The organism is Mycobacterium sp. TH-M15, assembly GCF_057473705.1.
Genome location: NZ_JBYCLB010000701.1, coordinates 1 through 3068, shown reverse-complemented (window position 1 = coordinate 3068; position 3068 = coordinate 1). Strand labels below are relative to the sequence as shown.

At 72.5% G+C, this 3068-nt stretch carries 3 protein-coding genes; all 3 read right to left on the bottom strand.

Annotated features, from left to right (window positions below):
- On the bottom strand, positions 1-146 hold a 146-nt coding region (locus AC2VNT_RS17265), incomplete at its 3' end, for an adenylyltransferase/cytidyltransferase family protein (protein ID WP_486948017.1).
- Positions 147-194: 48 nt separating this feature from the next.
- On the bottom strand, positions 195-749 hold the full coding sequence (rsmD, locus tag AC2VNT_RS17260) for a 16S rRNA (guanine(966)-N(2))-methyltransferase RsmD (RefSeq protein WP_486948016.1): 555 nt from the start codon (positions 747-749) through the stop codon (positions 195-197).
- Positions 746-3068 (bottom strand): pyruvate carboxylase (locus AC2VNT_RS17255; protein ID WP_486948015.1); only part of this gene is annotated, 2323 nt, incomplete at its 5' end. The genes AC2VNT_RS17255 and rsmD, both read right to left, overlap by 4 nt.

Here is a 3068-nt window from a genome sequence, read left to right as displayed (position 1 = left end):
TCGTCGACGCTGAACATGCCCTGCTTGGCCGGGTTGACCAGCACCGCGGCCACCACCTCGTCGAACTGGGCGGCCGCCCGCTCCAGGATGTCGATGTGGCCGAGGGTCACCGGGTCGAACGAACCCGGGCATACCGCGCCACTCATAGCTGACGACGGTAGCAGCGGGGCTCGGCTAATGGCGCCGACCCGCCGCTACCCCACCTCGGCCAGGTCCAGCCGGGTGTCGCCGTATCGCCGCGACGGCCACTCGGTCCAGCCGTCCGGCCAGGCAACCGACGGAGCCGATGCCGCCCGCTCGATCACCACGACCGTCCCGGCCTGCACCCAGCCGCCACCGGTCAGTAACCCGGGCAGCGCGTCCACCTCGGCGGCGTCCACGGCGTAGGGCGGGTCGGCCAGCACCACGTCCACCGGCGAGTCGGCGCCAGCGGCCAGCACCGCGGCCACCGTGCCCCGGCGCAGCGTCGCGCCGGGCAGCCCCAGGGCGGCGATGTTGCCGGCGATCACGTCGGCGGCGCGCCGGTCGGCTTCGACGAACAGCGCCGCCGACGCCCCACGGGACAGCGCCTCCAGGCCGAGCGCCCCCGACCCGGCGTAGAGGTCCAGCACCCGGATGCCGGACCAGTTGATCCGCGCCGACAGCACGTTGAACAGCGCTTCGCGCACCCGGTCGGCGGTCGGCCTGGTGCCGCGGGGCGGGACGCGGATTCGCCGGCCACCCGCCGCGCCGGCCACGATGCGGGTCAGCTCACCACCAGCAGCAGATCCCCGCCCTCCACCGAGGCGGTCCCGGCCACCGCGATGCGTTGCACGACGCCGGCGTTCGGGGCGGTGATGGCGGCCTCCATCTTCATCGCCTCGATGGTGGCCACGGTCTGGCCGGCGTCGACGTGCTCGCCCACCGCCACCCCGACGGTGACCACCCCGGCGAACGGCGCGGCGATCTGGCCGGGGTCGGCCCGGTCGGCCTTCTCGGCGGCCGGAACCTCACTGGCGATGCTGCGGTCCTGCACCTCCACCGGTCGCAGCTGCCCGTTGAGCAGACACATCACCGTGCGCATCCCGCGTTCGTCGGGCTCGGAGATCGCTTCCAGCCCGATCAGCAGCTCCACCCCGCGCTCCAGCCGCACCCGGTGTTCCTCGCCTTGGCGCAGACCGTAGAAGAACTGGTTGGCCGAGAGCTGCGAGGTGTCGCCGTAGAGCTCCCGATGCTCCTCGAATTCCCTTGTCGGCCCGGGGAACAGCAGCCGGTTGAGGGTTTCCTGCCGTTTCGGTCCGGCCAGCGCCAGCGCCGCCTCGTCGTCACCGGAGAGCTGTTGCACCGGGCGGGCCGGTCCGCGTCCGGCCAGCGCCAGGCTGCGCAGCGGCTCCGGCCAGCCGCCGGGCGGGTCGCCCAGCTCGCCGCGCAGGAACCCCAGCACCGACTCCGGGATGTCCACCCGGGTCGGGTCGGCGGCGAACTCGTCGGCGCTCACCCCGGCACCGACCAGCGCCAGCGCCAGATCGCCCACCACCTTCGACGTCGGGGTGACCTTGACCGGCCGGCCCAGCACCCGGTCGGCGCCGGCGTAGCTGGCCTCGATCTCCTCGAACCGGTCCCCCAGCCCGAGCGCGATCGCCTGCTGGTGCAGGTTGGACAGCTGGCCGCCGGGAATCTCGTGGTGATACACCCGGCCGGTCGGGCCCGGCAGGCCGGACTCGAACGGCGCGTACACCTTTCGCACCGACTCCCAGTACGGCTCCAGGTCGCAGACCGCCGCCAGCGACAGGCCGGTGTCGTACTCGGTGTGCGCCGCCGCGGCCACGATCGAACTCAGCGCCGGCTGGCTGGTGGTGCCGGCCAGCGGCGCGGCCGCCCCGTCCACCGCGTCCGCCCCGGCGTGCCAGGCCGCCACGTAGCTGGCCAGCTGCCCGCCTGGCGTGTCGTGGGTGTGCAGGTGGATGGGCAGGTCGAACCGGCTGCGCAGCGCCGAGACCAGCGCGGTGGCCGCCGGTGGGCGCAGCAGGCCGGCCATGTCCTTGACGGCCAGGACGTGCGCCCCGGCGGCCACGATCTGCTCGGCCAGCTTCAGGTAGTAGTCCAGCGTGTAGAGCTTCTCGGCCGGGTCGGTGAGATCCCCGGTGTAGCACATCGCGACCTCGGCGACCGCGGTCCCGGTCTCGGCCACCGCGTCGATCGCCGGGCGCATCGACTCGAGATTGTTGAGCGCGTCGAAGATCCGGAAGATGTCGACACCGGTCGCGGCGGCCTCTGCCACGAACGCCGAGCACACCAGCTCCGGGTACGGCGTGTAGCCGACCGTGTTGCGCCCGCGCAGCAGCATCTGCAGGCAGATGTTGGGCATCGCCTCGCGCAGCGCGGCGAGTCGTTCCCACGGGTCTTCTTTCAGGAACCGCAGCGCCACATCGTATGTCGCGCCGCCCCAGCACTCCATCGACAGCAGCTTCGGGGTGGTCCGGGCGATGTAGGGCGCCACGTTCAGCAGGCCGTTGGTGCGCAGCCGGGTGGCCAGCAGCGACTGGTGCGCGTCGCGGAACGTCGTCTCGGTCACCCCGACCGCCTTCGACTCGCGCAGCCAGCGGGCGAATCCCTGCGGCCCCAGCTGGACCAGCCGCTGCTTGGACCCTGCCGGCGGCGGCACCGACAGGTCCACCTCGGGCAGCTTGTCCTTCGGGTAGACCGCCGAACGACGTTGCCCGTTAGGCTGGTTGACGGTGACGTCGGCCAGGTAGCTGAGGATCTTGGTGCCGCGATCGGCCGATGACCGGGCGGTCAGCAGCTGCGGTCGCTGCTCGATGAACGAGGTGGTGATCCGGCCGGCCCGGAAGTCCGGGTCGTCGAGCACCGCCTGCAGGAACGGGATGTTGGTCGACACCCCGCGGATCCGGAACTCGGCGATCGCACGGCGGGCCCGGTTCACCGCGGTGGTGAAGTCGCGTCCCCGACACGTCAGCTTCACCAGCATCGAGTCGAAGTGCGGACCGATCTCGGCGCCCAGGTGGGTGCCGCCGTCCAGCCGGATGCCTGCCCCGCCGGGGCTGCGATAGGCGCTGATCCGGCCGGTG